This is a genomic window from Micromonospora sp. NPDC057141 (genome assembly GCF_042670805.1).
Classification (GTDB): domain Bacteria; phylum Actinomycetota; class Actinomycetes; order Mycobacteriales; family Micromonosporaceae; genus Micromonospora.
This window is the reverse complement of record NZ_JBHUVA010000011.1, coordinates 1-15819: the sequence shown is the minus strand read 5'-3', so window position 1 is coordinate 15819 and position 15819 is coordinate 1. Positions and strand designations below refer to the sequence as shown.

Genomic DNA, 15819 nt, shown 5'->3' with positions numbered 1-15819 from the left:
CACAGTGGTGGCCCCGGCGTCGCGGTGGTGGTGCTCGTCCGGGGGTGCGGCGGTCAGACCGGGGTGACGCCGTGTCTGCGGCGGGAGAAGTGTCGGTCCTTGGTGCGGGCGGCGGCGTACCGGCGGACCAGCTCGGCGCGCAGCTCGTGCGGCTCGACGATCGCGTCGACCACCAGCTCGCTGGCGAGGCGGACGACGTCGATGTCGCGCTCGTACTCGGCGCGCCGTGCGGCGACGAAGGCGGCCCGTTCCGCCTCGTCGGCGATGGCGGCGATCTTGTTGGCGTAGACGGCGTTGACGGCCGCCTCCGCGCCCATCACCGCGATCTTCGCGGTGGGCAGGGCGATCGTCGCGTCGGGCTCGAAGCCGGGGCCGGCCATCGCGTAGAGGCCCGCGCCGTACGCCTTGCGCACCACCACGCAGATCTTCGGCACCGTCGCCTCGGAGATCGCCGTGATCATCTTGGCCCCGTGCCGGATGATGCCCTGCTTCTCCACCGCGCTGCCCACCATGAACCCGGGCACGTCGGACAGGAACAGCAGCGGCACGTTGAACGCGTCGCAGAGCTGCACGAACCGGGTCGCCTTGTCGGCCGAGTCGACGAAGAGCACCCCGCCCTTGAACATCGAGTTGTTGCCGACGACGCCGACGACCTCGCCGTCGAGCCGGCCGAAGCCGATCGTCAGCTCCCTGGCCCAGAGTGCCTGGATCTCGAAGAAGCTGCCGTCGTCGAGCAGGCCCTTGACGTACCGGCGCATGTCGAACGCCTGCCGCTCGCTGGCCGGCACGAGTGCGGCCAGATCGGCCTTGGCCGGCGCGAGGGTCGCCTCGGCGGCCGGCGGCGGCTGGGTCCAGTTCGCCGGGAGGTAGGACAGGTAGCGGCGGACCACGTCGAGCGCCTCGGCCTCGGTCTTGCAGAGGAAGTGCCCGACGCCGGACTCGGTGCAGTGCACCTTCGCGCCGCCCATCGCCTCCAGGGTGGTCTTCTCGCCGGTCACCATCTCGACCATCCGGTCGGAGCCGAGATACATGCTGGCGTTGCCGTCGACCATCGCCACCACGTCGCAGAACGCCGGGATGTACGCCCCGCCGGCCGCGCTCGGCCCGAACAGCGCGCACACCTGCGGGATCGAGCCGGAGGCGCGGACCTGGTTCCAGAAGATCTTGCCGGCGCCGCGTCGGCCGGGGAACAGGTCGACCTGGTCGGTGATCCGCGCGCCGGCCGAGTCGACCAGGTAGACCATCGGCACGCCGGTCGAGTAGGCCCGCTCGATGATCCGGATGATCTTCTCCACGGTGCGCGCGCCCCAGCTGCCCGCCTTGACCGTGGAGTCGTTGGCCATCAGGCAGACCGGCCGGCCGTCGATGATGGCGGTGCCGGTGACGACGCCGTCGGCGGGCAGGCCCTCGGCCAGCGCGTTGGCGTAGAGGCCGTCCTCGACGAACGAGCCCTCGTCGACCAGGAGCACCACCCGCTCGCGGGCGAAGAGCTTGCCCTTGGCGGCGTTGGCCGCGTGGTATTTGTCCGCACCGCCGACCCGGGCGCGCTTACGCAGCTGCTCCAGTGCCTCACCGTCGAGCGTCACGCCGACTCCCCATTGCCGCCACCCGTGCCGGCCGCCGCGCGGGCGCACCGGCCGCCCTGAACGATCGTTAGGGTAGCTCATCCGCCACCCCGTCGGCGACCCCGGGTGGGCCGAGCGTCGGGCACGCCGCCGACCAACCGTACCAATGATCCAAATATTGAAATGAATAGATAATTATGGCTAGGCTTCCGCCACCCCCTTCCGGATTGGAGTCAGCGATGGCCTCACGAATCAGCCGGACCCTGGTCGCGATGGTCGCGACGGCCGGTGCCACCCTCGGCGTCACCCTCGCCAGCCCGTCGCCCGCGTCCGCCGCCATGACCATCTGCTACAACACCAGCCAGGCGCCGAGCTACGCCAGCATCGCCAACCAGGCCGCCACGATCTGGAACAACGCCACATCGAACCTGACGCTCACCGCGAACTGCGGCACCAACCTCCGGATCTACCAGATCACCGGCGGCGGCTCGTACGCCGTGCGGACCAGCCTCGGCAACGGCCGCGTCTACATCGACACGCAGCAGGCCGCGCAGTACAGCCCGCTGCGGATCATGACCCACGAGATCGGGCACATCCTCGGCCTGCCGGACAACTACAACGGCAACTGCGCGATCCTGATGTCCGGCGGCAGCGCCGGCACCAGCTGCACCAACCCGTACCCGAGCAGCGCCGAGGCGAGCCGGGTGACCAGCCTGTTCGCCGGCACCCGCAGCGCCACCGAGCGGGGCACGGACAGCAGCGGGGCGGCCGTCTTCCGCGACAGCTGGCCCGCCGCGCTCGCCCCGGTGGGCTGACCGACCGCGAACACCGGAGGGGCCGGCACGCCGCCGGCCCCTCCCGTCGTGTCTCCCGCCCCTCCCCCGAGTCTCCCGCCCCTCCCGTCGCGTCTCCCTGCCCGTCAGGCCGGCAGTGGCGTCAGCCGGGTGCGCGGGCCCGCCCGCAGGACGCCGGAGGGGAGCTTCTTGCCGAGCAGGCGCTCGGCCAGTTCCGCCACCTCGATGAGGGCCGCCAGGTCGATGCCGGTGTCGATGCCCATGTCGTGCAGCATGTGCACCGCCTCCTCGGTGGCCAGGTTGCCGCTGGCCCCCGGCGCGTACGGGCAGCCGCCGAGGCCGCCGACGCTGGCGTCGAACTCGGTCACCCCCAGCTCCAGGGCGGTCAGCACGTTGGCCAGCGCCGTGCCCCGGGTGTTGTGGAAGTGCAGCAGCACGGGGACGTGCGCATTGCGGTCCCGTACCGCGCTGATCAGCTCGCGGACCCGGCGCGGCGTGCCCATGCCCGTGGTGTCGCCGAACGCGACCCGGTCCGCGCCGTCGCGGACCACCCGGTCGACGATGCCGGCGACCCGCGCCGGGTCGACATCCCCCTCGTACGGGCAGCCGAAGCTGGTCGCCACGATCACCTCGGCGGTGGCACCGGCACCGTGCAGCAGGTCGATCAGCTCGGCGATGTCGTCGAGCGACTCGGCGGTGGACCGGTTGACGTTGCGCCGGTTGTGCGTGTCGCTGGCCGAGACGACCACCTCGATCTCGGTGAACCCGGCCGCCAGGGCCCGTTGAGCGCCCCGGGTGTTCGGCACCAGCGCCGAGTAGCGCACCCCGTCGACCTTCGCGGCCCGCCGCCACACCTCGTCCGCGTCGGCCATCTGCGGAATCGCCTTGGGGCGCACGAACGACACCGCCTCGATGCGGCGCACGCCGGTGCCGGAGAGCGCGTCGATCAACCGCACCTTGGCGTCGGTCGGGATGGGCTCCTCGTTCTGGAGCCCGTCGCGCGGCCCGACCTCCCGGATCGAGACCGCCGCTGGCATCTGGCTCATGGTCACCTCGCTGTGACGTCGGGCCGCCGGGGGTGCCGCACGCGCCGCCGCCCCTTGTGGGGGCGGCCGACGGGGCGACGCCGGACGACCAATGGTCCCTCCAGACAACCAGAACGCCGGGACCAGACGCCAGGCCGGGACCAGACGCCAGGCCGGCCCGCCGACGCCCCGCCCCCTGGCCGGCCTGTCCCGGCCCGCCCGCGAAGTTGACCAAGAGGTTTGCGTCAGGATCCGGCATGAACGGTGACGCAAACCTCTTGATCAACAAGGCGATCAACGAGGCGAAGCGGTGGGTCAGCGCATGCGGGGGACGATGGTGGTGTCGTAGTTGCCGGAGAGGAACTCCTCGTTCTCCAGCAGCTCGGCGAAGAAGGGGAGGTTGCACTTGGGGCCGGCCACTTCGAATTCGGCGACCGCGGCGCGGGCCCGCGCGAGGGCCTCCGCCCGGTCCCCGCCGCTGACGATGAGCTTGGCCAGCAGGCTGTCGTAGAACGGGGTGACCGTGTTGCCGGCGACGTAGCCGGAGTCGACCCGCACGCCGTCGCCGGCAGGTTCGCGCCACGTCGTGATCGCGCCGGGGCCGGGCAGGAACCGCTTCGGGTCCTCGGCGTTGATCCGCAGCTCGATGGCGTGGCCGCGCGGGGCGAGCGCGTCCGGGTCGAACGTCGGCGCGAGGCCGGCGGCGACCCGCAGCTGCTCCTCCACCAGGTCCACGCCATAGACCAGCTCGGTGACGGGGTGCTCGACCTGGAGCCGGGTGTTCATCTCCAGGAAGAAGAACTCCTGCGTGGCGGGATCGAGCAGGCACTCCACCGTACCCGCGTTGCGGTAACCCACCGCCTCGCCGGCCCGCACGGCGGCGGCCAGGAGCCGCGCCCGCAGCTCCGGCGAGACCGCCGGGGACGGGGACTCCTCGACGAGCTTCTGGTTGCGCCGCTGCACCGAGCACTCCCGCTCGCCGAGCGCCACCACCCGGCCGTCGGCAAGGCCGAGAATCTGCACCTCGACGTGCCGCACCCGGGGGAAGTACCGCTCGATCAGCACCGACCCGTCCCCGAACATCCGCTCGGCGAACGCGCGCACCTTGTCGTACTCGGTGCGCAGCGCGGCCTCGTCGACGGCCACGCCCATGCCCATGCCGCCGCCGCCCGCCGCAGCCTTGACCATCACCGGGTAGCCGATCTGCGCGGCGGCGGCGACCGCCGCGTCGAGGTCGGCGGCCGGTTCGGTGGTGCCGGGCGCGACCGGCACCCCGGCAGCCGCCATCAGGTTCCGGGCGTTGATCTTGTCGCCCATCGCGGTGATCGCGTCCGCGCCGGGCCCGACCCAGATCAGCCCACTGCTCTCGACGGTACGGGCGAAGTCGGCGTTCTCCGACAGGAAGCCGTAACCGGGGTGGATCGCCTGCGCGCCGGTCGACTTGGCGGCGGCGAGGATGGCGTCGACGTTCCGGTAGCTCTGGGCCGGGTTCGCCGGACCCACACAGACAGCCTCGTCGGCCTCGGTCACGAACGGCAGGCCGGCGTCGGCCTCCGAGTGCACCGCGATCGCGCGGATTCCGAGCCGGTTCGCGGTTCGGATGATCCGACGGGCGATCTCGCCGCGGTTGGCCACCAGCAGCGATTCGATCATGTTCTCCTCCAGCGTCCAGGGGTGGGGACGATGCCAGGGAACCATGGGTGACGGGCCGCCCACGAGTCAAGCGCGTAGCACAGGGGCAGATTCAGCAGCCCGTGTCGAGCTGTTGTAGAAATAGAACAGGCCCCGGCGTATGCGAGGGCCTGCGGGTCGAGGGGCTGCGGGTGAGCGGGTCAGGCGACGCGCTTCGCCAACTCGACGAAGTCGCGCCACGAGGCCGGCGAAAAGGAGAGGGTCCCGCCGGCGCGGTCCTTCGTGTCGCGGACGAGGACGACGCCGGGCAGGTTGTCGGCGACCTCGACGCAGTCGCCCTGGTTGTTGCCGCTCTTCGTTGACTTACGCCACTGCGCGTCGTTCATGTCCATGCTGCCGCCGCTTCCCGCAGGAGGTCCAGAGACTGCGACCGAGACAGGGACTCGCCCCGGATGCGTTCCCACCGTCGCTCCAGGGTAACAAGATCCGCCCCTTGCTCCAGAATCTGTGCCTGCGCCTGGCTGTCGACGTATGCCACGCGCGCCCCATCAGACAACTCGGCGAGAGTGAACGGGCCGCCGAAGCCCGGGTACATCCCGGCGGACGCCGGCACGATGTGGATCTGCACCGAGGGGAGCTGCGCGCACTCCACCAGGTGCTCCACCTGTGCCGCCATCAGCTCGCGGGCATCGGGGCGGGCGCGGCGGAGGACGCCCTCGTCGATGACGGCGACGTACAGCGGGCCACCGTGCCGTCGCAGGATCGCCTGACGAGCGAGCCGCGTCGCCGCCAACTCGTCGACCTCGGATGGTGACAGGCCCTCGCCTTCGACGGTCGCCCGCGCGTACGCCTCGGTCTGTAGGAGGCCCGGCACCCAGGCGAGTTGAAATCCGCGCAGCGCGACGGCCTCGCGCTCGATTTCCACCCATGGCCGGAACCACGCCGGCTCACGACGCTTCAGGACATCCGGCCAAAGGTCCTCTACGTCCCGACCGAGGATAGCTGCGAGCTGCGAGCGACGCTGCGGCCTCGGTATGCGTCCCAGGCTTACCCATCGCTGAGCGGTCTTTGGATCCACCCCTACCTGAGCTGCGAGGCTCTCTGCTGTTTCGCCAGCTTGGGCCATGGCCGCAATCAACCCATGATTCACTGCTTCTCCTACCTCAACGTCCTGAACGTCCCGAAGTCCTATCCTAACGCTGTGTTCGCGTCCTGTCACTATGCGACAGGTTGTTTGGGGACGGCGTGGGTCGGGCTGGCAGAGGAGCCCCCTGCCCGCGTTCGTCGAGGGGGCCGCCCGGTCGGTCCTGCACACCAAGCGCGGGCGGCCCCCTCTCCAACGGCCACGGACAGGGGAAGCAGATGCCGAACCGAGAAGGACCCACCGCACCGGCAACCGCCGGGGCCGGGAGGCGACGGTGATCGACCGGCCGATCGACCCGGGCGACGTGCTGCACCTGACCCGCGCCGCGAGCCCGCAGTTCGTCAAGCCGATCACCGTGCGGGTCATCCGCGAAGTGAAGGACCGGCACACCTACCACGGCTGGACGTGGATCGAGGCGTACGAGTTGGACGCCAGGGGCGACGCCGTCGCCAAGCGCGAACTGTTCGTGCTGCGCGAGGGGCTGCACCGGCTCACCGTGGCCCTGCGGCAGGCCGCACCGGCCCGAGGCACGAGCCCCACCCGGGTGCCCTGATGCCCCGCCCGCACCTGCCGATGCGCCCCGCCTGGCTCTGCCGGGTCTGCGCCGCCCAGTGGCCCTGCCCGCCCGCGCGGCTCGACCTGCCCACCGAGTTCCACGGCCACACCGTCGCGCTCGCGTTCTACCTGGCCGCCACGATGCACGATGCCATGGACGACATGTACCGGCTCGGCGGCCGGCCCGACAAGGCCGCGATGCACGCCCGGTTCCTCGGCTGGCTGTCCCCGACCCGCCCCCGCCGGACCGAGCGCCACTGACCGCCCGCCTGGATCTTGGACAGTTGTCGTCAAGAATGAACAGTAACTGTCCAAGAATCGCCGGTGGTGCGCGACGACGACGGATCGTGGGGGTGCGACAGGCCCTAGGCGTCGGCCTCGGCGAGGAGGGCGGCCAGGGTGGCGGCGCGCAGCAACGCGGCCCGCCGCTGCCGGTCCACCTCGCCACCGAGGAACGGCGTCGAGTTCATCAGGCCGAACGCGGCGTGCGCCAGCACCCGCGCCTCGCCGTCGGGCAGGCCCGGGTGCAGCGCGGTCAGCACCGTCACCCACTGCTCCACGTAGAGCCGCTGGAGCCGGCGGATCCGGCGGCGCGGCTCGTCCGGCAACCGGTCCAGCTCGTGCAGGTGCAGGGCGATCACGGCCGGGTTGGCCAGCGCGAACTCGACGTGAAAGTCGATCAGCGACTCCAGCACGCCCCGTGGCTCGTCGGAATGACCGGCGGCGCGCTCCTGCCCGCCGGCGAGCAGCCCCTCGCTGACCGGGATCAGCGCGGCAGCCAGCATCGCCTCCTTGCCGGCGAAGTGGTGGTAGAGGGCGGGGCCGGTGACGCCCGCCGCCGCGCCGATGTCGTCCATCGACACGCCGTGGTATCCCCGCGCGGCGAAGAGCCCGACCGCGATCTCCAGGATCTCGTCCCGCCGCGACCGCCGTCGCCCAGTGCCAGCCACGCCGCCCGCCGCCCCCCGTGCCCGCTGTTCCACCGTCACCGGGCAAGCGTAGACCCGGCCCGGTGCGGCGTGTCGCCTCGGTTACCCGTCGGTCGCCTCACCGCCCGCCCGGCCGCATCAACCCGCCCGGCCCATCAACCCGCCCGGCCCATCAACCGCCCGGCCCATCAACCGCCCGGCCGCGCCGGCCCGGCGGCCCGCGCGGCCCGCCGGCCGTCGGGCCGTGCCCGCCATGCTCACAGTCAGTCGTCGTCGCCGGGCAGGTCGTGCTCCGCGCGGACCGCCGCCGCCTCGTCCGGGCGGCCCAGCTCGTCGAGCACCCGGGCGAGCAGCCACGCCGCCTGGGACGCCGGACGGGAGCCCGGAGGCAGGCCGCCGAGCACCTCCCGCAGCAGCGGCTCCGCCTCGCCCGGCCGGCCCGCGCGCACCAGCAGCTCGCCGCCGAGCAGCTCCACCCGGGCCGCCTCGCCGAACGCCTCGATCGACCGCAGCCGGGCCGGCACCCCGGCCAGCCGGTCCAGCCCCTCGTCCGGCCGGTCGTCGGCGGCCAGCACCCGGGCCCCGGCCTCGGCCACGAGCGCCACCTCGTACGTCACCACCGGCGGCACCTCCGGCCGGCCGGCCAGCGCGGCGGCGAGCCCGTCCACCACCTCGACGGCGCGCAGCGCCGCCGGCACGTCGCTGGACCAGTTCAGGGCCTCGGCCTCCCGGCGGCGGGCTCGCAGCTCGTCGACCGGTGCCCCAGCCAGCCGGTAGGCGGTGGCCGCCTCGGCGAACCGCTGCGCGGCCAACGCGTCCCGGTCGGCGTCGTAGAGCAGGCCGCCGGCCTCCTCCAGCACCTGCGCCCGGTGCGGCAGGTTGTCCGGCCCGTCGAGGTTGCGGGCGAGCTGGTCGAGCAGGGCCAGCGCCGGCTCCAGCTCACCGAGGTCGACGTAGATCCCGGCCAGCAGGTGCCGGCAGCGGTCCGCCTCGGCCTGCGCCCCGAGCCGGTCCAGCCCGAGCACCGCCTCCTCCGCCACCTCGGCCGCCTCCGCCGGCCGCCCCGCGACCCGGTACGCGCTCGCCAGCTCCCAGCGCAGGAAGGCGTCCCCGTCGGCACCCTGCTCCACGCAGAGGGTCACCGCCTCGGCGAAGTCCTCCACCGCCTCGGCCGCCCGGTCCGCGCCGAGCAGGGCCCGGGCCCGGAACACCCGCACCGGCAACCGGGCCTGCGCCGGGGCCGTCTCCAGCGCCTCGTCGCAGGCGGCCACCCGCTCGGCCGGGTCGTCCGCCGCCCGCGCGTACGCCAGGGTGGCGGCGGTGACCAGCTCGGCCACGCCCACCTTTCGGGCGAGCCGGCGGGCCAGCTCGGTCGCGGCCCGGAACTCCTCCGGCCGCTCCAGCTCCTCCAGGGCGTGGGCGCGGTGCAGCGCCACCCGGGCGGCCAGCCACGGGTCGCCGTCGGCCTCGGCGGCGGCCAGATCCGCGGCGGCCAGCGCCTCCTCCCACCGGTGCAGGTGCGCCAAGGCGATGGCGAGCCGGTCGTGCGCGGCGGCCCGCTCCCGGGCGTCGCCGTGCCCGGCGAGGAAGTCGGCGGACCCTCGCGCCAGCGCCAGCCCCTCCTCGCCGTCGCCCGTCAGGCAGAGCAGCACCCCGAGCCGGCCGGCGACCACCTGCTCCCGCACCGGGTCCGGCAGCTCCCGGTACGCGGCCAGCGCCGCCCGGTTCGCCTCCAGCGCCGCCTGCGGGCCGTCGGCGTCGGTCAGCTCGCCGGCCCGCAGCTCCAGCCGCCGCGCCGCCGCCCGGGGCGGCTGCCCGGTCGCCCCGAACCGCTCGTCGTAGGCGGCCAGCGCGGCGGCCAAGCCCGCCCGGTCGTGCGTACGCCAGCGCTCGTCGGCCAGGTCGAGCAGCTCGTCGGCGGTGGCCTCGGCCGGCACGGTGGCCGCCGGGGCCGGGACCGCCGGCGGCTCGGGCCGGCGGGCCGGGCGACGACGGAGGCTGGCCGACAGCGGCAGGTGCTCGCCGCCGAACCCGGCGGCCAACCGCCGGGCGATCCACTCCGACTGGTGGGTCGTGCCGTTTCGGGCGTCGAACCGCGCGGCCAGCGCGGTCGCCGTGTCGGCCAGCTCGGCGGCGAGCGCGGCGGCGGACGCCTCGCCCGCCGGCCGGTCGCCGGCCGCCCGCCGGTGCAGGGTGACGTCGCCGGCCTCGGCCGCCCGGCGCAGCGCGGCGGCGGCGGTGGCCGCGAAGTGCATCGCGGCGGCCGGGGTGGGCGCGCGGTCCAGCCAGTCCAGGTGCCGCTCGACGATCTCCACGGCCCGCGCCTCGTTGCCGGTCAGCGTGCAGAACTCGACGTGGTCGCCGATGTCCCACAGGTCCGACAGGTTGCCCCGCAGCCGCCGGTACGCCTCCCGGTGCGCGTCCCGCGCCGCGTCGCCCCGCCCCGAGCGCAGGTACGGCACCAGCAGCGCGGTGAGGATCGCCTGCGGCTGTTCCGTGCAGGTCAGCCGGCCGGCGAGGACCGGCTCGGCCAGCGCCACCGCCTCGTCGTGCCGGCCCACGTGGGCGAGGTGGGCGACCTGGGTGGTGGGGTCGCAGCCGGCGCAGTCGGACAGCTCGTCGCGCGGGGCGGTCAGCCACTCCCGGTACCACCGCTCGGCGGCCTCGGCGTCGCCCACGTGGTCGGCGACCAGGTAGCGGTGCTTGTGCACGGCCTGGAGGCTGTGCCCCGCCCCGGCGTACCGGCGCTGCATGTCGTCGAGCGCCGCGTACGTGCGGTCCAGCGGCAGCTCGGGGAACTTCAGCATGGCGTTGACCATGTACTTGAAGTGCCAGAGGAGTTGGTGCGCATAGCGCTGGTGGTAGGGCTGCGGGTCCCGGTCGAACTCGGCCAGGCACCAGGAGAAGGTGACGAAGGACTTCGCCGGCTCACCGCCGTAGACGTACCCGGCGGTGGCCTGCATCCGCACGGCGAACGCCAGGTGCCGGTCGTCGCCGCCGTCGGCGCGGCGCAGCAGCTGCTCCAGGGCGGCCGTGCGCCCGGCGCCGTACGGCATGCCGGTGCTCTCGTGCAGCATCCGCCACAGCTCGTCGTCACTCATCGGTGCCACTCACTCCCGTCCCGGCACGGCCCGGCCGAGCAGGCCGAGGAAGGAACTGTTCAGCAGCGCGGCGTCGGCCGCGCGGATCGGGTGGTGCCCGAGCAGCAGGGCCTGCCCGTACAGCGCCTCGACGGCGAGCCCGACCAGCTCCGGATCGTCGAGGGTGGTGACCCGGCGCACCAGCGGGTTGCGGTGGTTGAGGACGAGCTGCGGGCGGTCCGGCGGGGCGGACGCGGCGAGCGCGTCGAGCACCCCGCCCCACAGCTCGTCGGCCGCGTCCCGGGTCGCGGCGAGCTGGTCGTTGAACGCCGCCGACCGGCTGACCAGGTAGAGCGCGGGCAGCGACACCGGGTCGTACGCCCGCACCACCACCTCGCAGCCGAGCCGTTCCAGGGCCCGCTGCGCCCCCGCGAGGAACGGCCGCAGGGCCAGTTCGACGGCCGGGTCGAGGGCGTCGAAGCGGGTGGCCAGGTCGCTGGGCTCCAGCCGCTCGATGAGCACCGACCGGTCGACCGCCGGCAGCCGCTCGATCAGCTCCGTGTCGTACGTGAACCCGGCGTTGACCACCGCCAGGTCCTGTGCGGCGGCGACGGCCGCGAGCTGGCGGAACTCGTCCAGGCTGGCGGCGTACCGGACCAGGCCGTGCTGCTGCCGGAACTCGGCCAGGGTGGAGGTGCCGACGTTGGTCTCCATCGGCCACCACTGGTCGACCAGGCGCAGCATCTCGTCGTCGTGCAGGGCGAGCGCCTTCACACCGAGGTGGTGCACCTGGAGGAACTCGGCGAGCCGGCGCGGGTCGTGCCGGGCCAGCCGGACCAGCCAGCCGCGCACCTGCCCGCCCAGGGCCTCCCGGGTGGCGGTGAGCAGGGTGTCCTCGTAGAGCGCCTCCCGGCTGGCGGTGGGCCGCAACTCGCTGGCATCCACCACGCAGTGGGCGAAGAACGCCCAGTCGGGCAGCAGCCCGTCGGCATTCTCGGTGAGCAGCATCCGCTTGAGGTACACCCGGTGGCCGGACCGCGCCGCCGGGTTCACCGGGGTCGGCAGGATGAACGCGACGCCGGTCAGGCCGGCCTCGGGCACCGACAGCGGCACCACGTCGAACGGGTCGACGCCGAGCAGCTGCCGGGCGTAGCGGGTCAGGGCCGGCCGGTCGACGCCCGCGCCCGGGGCGGTCGGCCAGGGCGGCCCGCCGGTGGTGGTCACCGTGTCGCCGACCCGGACGGTGACCGGCAGCAGCGCCCCGTAGAGCCGGGCCAGCTCGGTGACGGTCGCGGTGCCGAACCACTGGTCGGCGTCGCGGCGCGGCACCAGCGTCACCGTCGTGCCGGGCTCCGGGCGCTGCTGGCCGGCCGGGGCGACCTCGACGGCGTACCGGCCGTCGGCGTAGCCCGTCCAGAGGACGGTCGGCTCGCCCGCGTGCCGGGTGACGACGCGGATCTCGTCGGCCACCAGGAAGCAGGAGAGCAGCCCGATGCCGAACTGGCCGAGGAACTCGTGCCGGGAGAATCCCAGCTCGTCCCGCTTGGAGCTACGGCCGATGGTGGCCAGCAGCTCGTGCACCTGCGCCTCGGTGAGGCCGATGCCGGTGTCGTGCACCCGCAGCGTCCCGTCGCCGGTCAGCTCGGGCGGGAAGATCCGCACCAGCGCGGGGGCGTCGGGCTCGGTCGCCCGGCGCGCGGTGATGGCGTCCACGGCGTTCTGCATCAGCTCACGGACGTAGACCCGTGGGCTGCCGTACAGGTGATGGCTGAGCAGGTCGACCACGCCTCGGAGGTCGACCTGGAAAGTGCGGTCCAACGCTGCTGCTCCCCGGTCCGATGCCGGCGCCCACCGTACCGGTGATCACCGGCGCTCGGGTGCCCCCGTCCCAGGGCGGGCGGGTCAGCCGGTGGTCAGGCCGCCCGGCTGGTCGCCCTGCACGACGGGTGCCCGGACCAGGTTGCCCCACTCGGTCCACGAGCCGTCGTAGTTGCGCACCTGCGGGTAGCCGAGCAGGTGGTGCAGCACGAACCAGGTGTGGCTGGACCGTTCGCCGATCCGGCAGTATGCCACCACGTCGTCGGACGGGCTCAGCCCGAGCTGGTCGGCGTAGATGGCCCGCAGCTCGTCGGCCGACCTGAACGTGCCGTCGTCGTTCGCCGCCGACTTCCACGGCTTGCTCACCGCGCCCGGGATGTGCCCGCCGCGCAGCGCGCCCTCCTGGGGGTAGTCCGGCATGTGCAGCATCTCGCCCGTGTACTCGCCCGGCGAGCGCACGTCCACCAGCGGCCTGCCGGCGGCGACGTGCGCCATCACCTGCTCCCGGTACGCCCGGATCGGCGCGTCGTCGCGCTCCGGCACCGGGTACGCGGCGCGCGGCCGGGTGACCTTCTCCCTGGTCAGCTCCCGCCCCTCGGCGACCCACTTCTGCCGGCCGCCGTCGAGCAGCCGCACGTCGGAGTGCCCGAAGAGGGAGAAGACCCAGAGCGCGTACGCCGCCCACCAGTTGAAGTTGTCGCCGTAGAAGACGACCGTGTCGTCGCGGCCGATGCCCTTGGCGGCGCACAGCTCGGCGAAGCTCGCCGCGTCCAGGTAGTCCCGGGTCACCTGGTCGTTGAGCTCGGTGTGCCAGTCGACCTTCACGGCGCCCGGGATGTGCCCGGTGTCGTAGAGCAGCACGTCCTCGTCGGACTCGACCACGACGAGGCCCTCGTCGCCCAGGTGCTCGGCGAGCCAGTCGGAGGTGACGAGCCGCTGCGGGTCGGCGTACGACTGGAGGCGGGGGTTCGGATCACTCGGCACGGGCATGAGCCCAACCTACGCCGCTACCAAGCCGCCGGGGCGGGGTCAGGCGCGGCGGTGCACGAGGCGGCCGGCGACCACCGTGGCGACGCAGCTCCCGTCGTCGGCGAAGACGGCCAGGTCGGCCCGGCCGCCGGTGACCAGCGCGGGCGGGCGTACGGACGACAGCAGCGCGACCCCGTTGCGGGCGGCGGCGGCCCGCAGCCCGGGTTCGGTCACGTGGGCGGCGAGCGCCGCGGCGGCCCCGAGCCGGAACAGGGCGTGCACCCGTTCGCGCGGGGTGGGGGCGGGCGGCGGCGGCCCGTCGTGCACCAGCGCCGGCCCGAGCACGCCGGCCCACCGCCGCACCCGCACCTGGGGGTACGCGGCCGTCAGCTCACCGATCGGCGCCACCGCCTCGATCCGGTCCCCGGTCACCAGCACCGCCGTGTCGGCGACCGGCCGGTCGTCGAGGGTGTGCCGCAGCAGTGGCGCGGCGTGGATGGTCCGCACGGTCAGTCGGGGACCGGGCCGAGCACCGGCCGCTTCGCGGTGACGGTGTCGCCGGACGACCGGCCGGTGAGCCGGCGCTTGAGCCACGGGGCCAGGTGCCGGCCCGCCCAACGCAGGTCGGCGGCGCGGGCGGCCAGCCACGGCGTCGGCGCGGGGTGCGGCGGGACCAGCAGCCAGTCCTCGTCGCAGCCGACCCCGAGCGCGGTCAGCACCTGCCCGGCGACCCGCCGGTGCCCCGCCGCCGACAGGTGCAGCCGGTCGGTGCTCCAGAGCATCGGGTGGAGGAAGGTGTCGTCGGCGTAGAGGTCGACCAGGATCGCGCCGTGCCGCTCGGCGGTCTCCCCGACGGCCTGGTTGAGCAGCTGCACCCGGGGGGCGACGAGGCGCTGACCGGGCAGCCGGGCCATCACGTCGGCGAACCGGAACAGCAGCACGTCCGCGCCGCCGGAGCGGAGCTGCCGGACCACGTCGTCGAAGCGGGCCATCAGCGCGTCCGGGTCGAAGGTGCGGCGCAGCACGTCGTTGCCGCCGGCCGCGAAGCTGATCAGGTCGGGCTTCATCGCCAGCGCGGCCGGCACCTGCTCGGCCACCACGTTGGGGAAGAGTCGACCCCGGATCGCCAGGTTCGCGTACCGGAAGTCGGGGCCGGCCCCGGCGGCGAGCCGGGTGGCCACCAGGTCCGCCCAGCCCCGGTAGGTGCCGTCCGGATACGCGTCGTCCATCCCCTCGGTGAAGCTGTCCCCCACCGCCACGAAACTGCGCCAGCCCACCGAACCCTCCGCCTTGCCGGCAAGGAAGGGCCCCCTGTTAACGCCTACGGTTGTATAGGGACCCCTTCTTAACGTCAGACAGTCTGGCACCGACCACCCACACCCGGCGTCTCGGCTCCGGGAACGTGAGGGAGTTCATCACCCGGAGCGCCAGCAGCCGGGCAGGCCGGCAACCACCGGCAGGCGGGCGGCCTCCCACCGGCAAACCGCCTCGCCGGCCGGTCACCGCGGTCGTACGCTGCGCTGATGTTGTTGCGTATGTCCACCCTGCTGCTACGGACCCTGCGCGAGGACCCGGCGGACGCGGAGGTGCCGAGCCACCGGCTCCTGCTGCGCGCCGGCTACGTCCGTCGCGCCGCCTCGGGCGGCTACACCTGGCTGCCGCTGGGCAAGCTGGTGACGATGCGGCGCGGGATCGAGGTCGGGCACATCTTCCAGCTCGGCCGGCGCTACACCGACGCGTTCGCCGTCGACGTGCTCGGCCCGGCCGGCAAGCCGGTCCGCCCCACCATGGGCTGCTACCAGAATGCGGGCCAGTGCTCCGGCCTTCAGGCCGGGGGTGAAGGCCCGTGCTGGGAGGGCCGTCAGGCCCGAGCAGTGCTTTGACCGGGACGGTTCTGCTGCTCGATGTACTGCTTGATGACGCTCAGCGGTGCGCCGCCGGCGGAGCCTGCGAAGTATGAGCCTGACCAGAGCTTGTTGGCCCGGTAGTAGTGGCGCACCAGGTCGGGGAACTCCTGTCGCAGCCGCCGTGACGAGACGCCCTTGAGTGAGTTGACCAGGCGGGCCACGGCCACCTTGGGCGGGAAGTTGACCCGGAGGTGCACGTGGTTGTTCTCGCCGTTGAACTCGACTAGCTCGGCTTCGAAGTCGGCGCACACGTCCCGCATGATCTGCTCCATCCGGGTGAGGTGCCGGTCAGTGAACACCTTGTGCCGGAACTTCGTCACGAAGACCAAATGGACGTGCATGGCGAAGACACAGTGTCTTCCAGTGCGGATGTCTTGAAGTTCGGCCATAAACCAACATGG

At 73.4% G+C, this 15819-nt stretch carries 16 protein-coding genes; 4 read left to right on the top strand and 12 right to left on the bottom strand.

Annotated elements, in window-relative coordinates; genetic code table 11:
- Window positions 1-53: 53 nt before the first annotated feature.
- Window positions 54-1586 (bottom strand): acyl-CoA carboxylase subunit beta, encoded by a 1533-nt coding sequence (locus ACFT41_RS09565; protein ID WP_377584622.1) that lies wholly within the window; start codon window positions 1584-1586, stop codon window positions 54-56.
- A 218-nt stretch (window positions 1587-1804) separates the two neighbouring features.
- Between ACFT41_RS09565 and ACFT41_RS09560 the strand changes: the two genes are divergently transcribed.
- Window positions 1805-2380: a snapalysin family zinc-dependent metalloprotease gene (locus tag ACFT41_RS09560; RefSeq protein WP_377584619.1), complete on the top strand. Its 576-nt coding sequence runs from the start codon at window positions 1805-1807 to the stop codon at window positions 2378-2380.
- Window positions 2381-2484: 104 nt separating this feature from the next.
- Here ACFT41_RS09560 and ACFT41_RS09555 read toward each other — a convergent pair whose 3' ends face one another.
- The 4 genes from ACFT41_RS09555 to ACFT41_RS09540 form a co-directional block, all read right to left on the bottom strand.
- Entirely contained in the window at window positions 2485-3405 is a 921-nt protein-coding gene (locus tag ACFT41_RS09555; RefSeq protein ID WP_377584616.1) for a hydroxymethylglutaryl-CoA lyase, read from the bottom strand.
- 294 nt (window positions 3406-3699) lie between these two features.
- A complete protein-coding gene (locus ACFT41_RS09550; protein ID WP_377584613.1) occupies window positions 3700-5037 on the bottom strand; it encodes an acetyl/propionyl/methylcrotonyl-CoA carboxylase subunit alpha in 1338 nt (445 codons plus the stop codon).
- Between the two features lie 179 nt (window positions 5038-5216).
- Window positions 5217-5408 carry a DUF397 domain-containing protein gene (locus ACFT41_RS09545; protein WP_377584611.1) on the bottom strand — a complete coding sequence of 64 codons (192 nt, stop codon included), beginning with the start codon at window positions 5406-5408 and terminating at the stop codon, window positions 5217-5219.
- A complete protein-coding gene (locus ACFT41_RS09540) occupies window positions 5399-6166 on the bottom strand; it encodes a helix-turn-helix domain-containing protein (RefSeq protein ID WP_377584608.1) in 768 nt (255 codons plus the stop codon). Before ACFT41_RS09540 ends, ACFT41_RS09545 begins: the two co-directional genes overlap by 10 nt.
- 268 nt (window positions 6167-6434) lie before the next feature.
- Here ACFT41_RS09540 and ACFT41_RS09535 point away from each other — a divergent pair, with 268 nt between their 5' ends.
- Window positions 6435-6713: a hypothetical protein gene (locus ACFT41_RS09535; protein ID WP_377584606.1), complete on the top strand. Its 279-nt coding sequence runs from the start codon at window positions 6435-6437 to the stop codon at window positions 6711-6713.
- Complete coding sequence (locus ACFT41_RS09530; RefSeq protein ID WP_377584603.1) at window positions 6713-6976, top strand: hypothetical protein; 264 nt, start codon at window positions 6713-6715, stop codon at window positions 6974-6976. The genes ACFT41_RS09535 and ACFT41_RS09530 overlap by 1 nt, the downstream gene beginning before the upstream one ends.
- 104 nt (window positions 6977-7080) lie before the next feature.
- Here the strand turns inward: ACFT41_RS09530 and ACFT41_RS09525 are convergent, their stop codons facing one another.
- From ACFT41_RS09525 to ACFT41_RS09500, 6 genes are all read right to left on the bottom strand, one after another.
- On the bottom strand, window positions 7081-7704 hold the full coding sequence (locus ACFT41_RS09525; RefSeq protein WP_377584600.1) for a TetR/AcrR family transcriptional regulator: 624 nt from the start codon (window positions 7702-7704) through the stop codon (window positions 7081-7083).
- Between the two features lie 203 nt (window positions 7705-7907).
- The gene (locus ACFT41_RS09520) at window positions 7908-10745 is read right to left on the bottom strand and encodes a hypothetical protein (RefSeq protein WP_377584597.1); all 2838 of its coding nucleotides are present in this window, start codon (window positions 10743-10745) and stop codon (window positions 7908-7910) included.
- 9 nt (window positions 10746-10754) lie between these two features.
- A complete protein-coding gene (locus tag ACFT41_RS09515; protein ID WP_377584594.1) occupies window positions 10755-12542 on the bottom strand; it encodes an HSP90 family protein in 1788 nt (595 codons plus the stop codon).
- Between the two features lie 84 nt (window positions 12543-12626).
- A complete protein-coding gene (locus tag ACFT41_RS09510; RefSeq protein ID WP_377584591.1) occupies window positions 12627-13532 on the bottom strand; it encodes a sulfurtransferase in 906 nt (301 codons plus the stop codon).
- Window positions 13533-13571: 39 nt separating this feature from the next.
- A complete protein-coding gene (locus tag ACFT41_RS09505; protein ID WP_377584589.1) occupies window positions 13572-14018 on the bottom strand; it encodes a hypothetical protein in 447 nt (148 codons plus the stop codon).
- A 2-nt stretch (window positions 14019-14020) separates the two neighbouring features.
- Entirely contained in the window at window positions 14021-14788 is a 768-nt protein-coding gene (locus ACFT41_RS09500) for an SGNH/GDSL hydrolase family protein (RefSeq protein WP_377584586.1), read from the bottom strand.
- A 246-nt stretch (window positions 14789-15034) separates the two neighbouring features.
- Here ACFT41_RS09500 and ACFT41_RS09495 point away from each other — a divergent pair, with 246 nt between their 5' ends.
- Window positions 15035-15394, top strand: a complete 360-nt coding sequence (locus tag ACFT41_RS09495) for a hypothetical protein (protein WP_377584761.1) — start codon at window positions 15035-15037, stop codon at window positions 15392-15394.
- Here the strand turns inward: ACFT41_RS09495 and tnpA are convergent.
- Window positions 15373-15807 (bottom strand): IS200/IS605 family transposase, encoded by a 435-nt coding sequence (gene tnpA / locus ACFT41_RS09490; RefSeq protein ID WP_377613789.1) that lies wholly within the window; start codon window positions 15805-15807, stop codon window positions 15373-15375. The genes ACFT41_RS09495 and tnpA overlap by 22 nt on opposite strands.
- Window positions 15808-15819 lie beyond the last annotated feature (12 nt).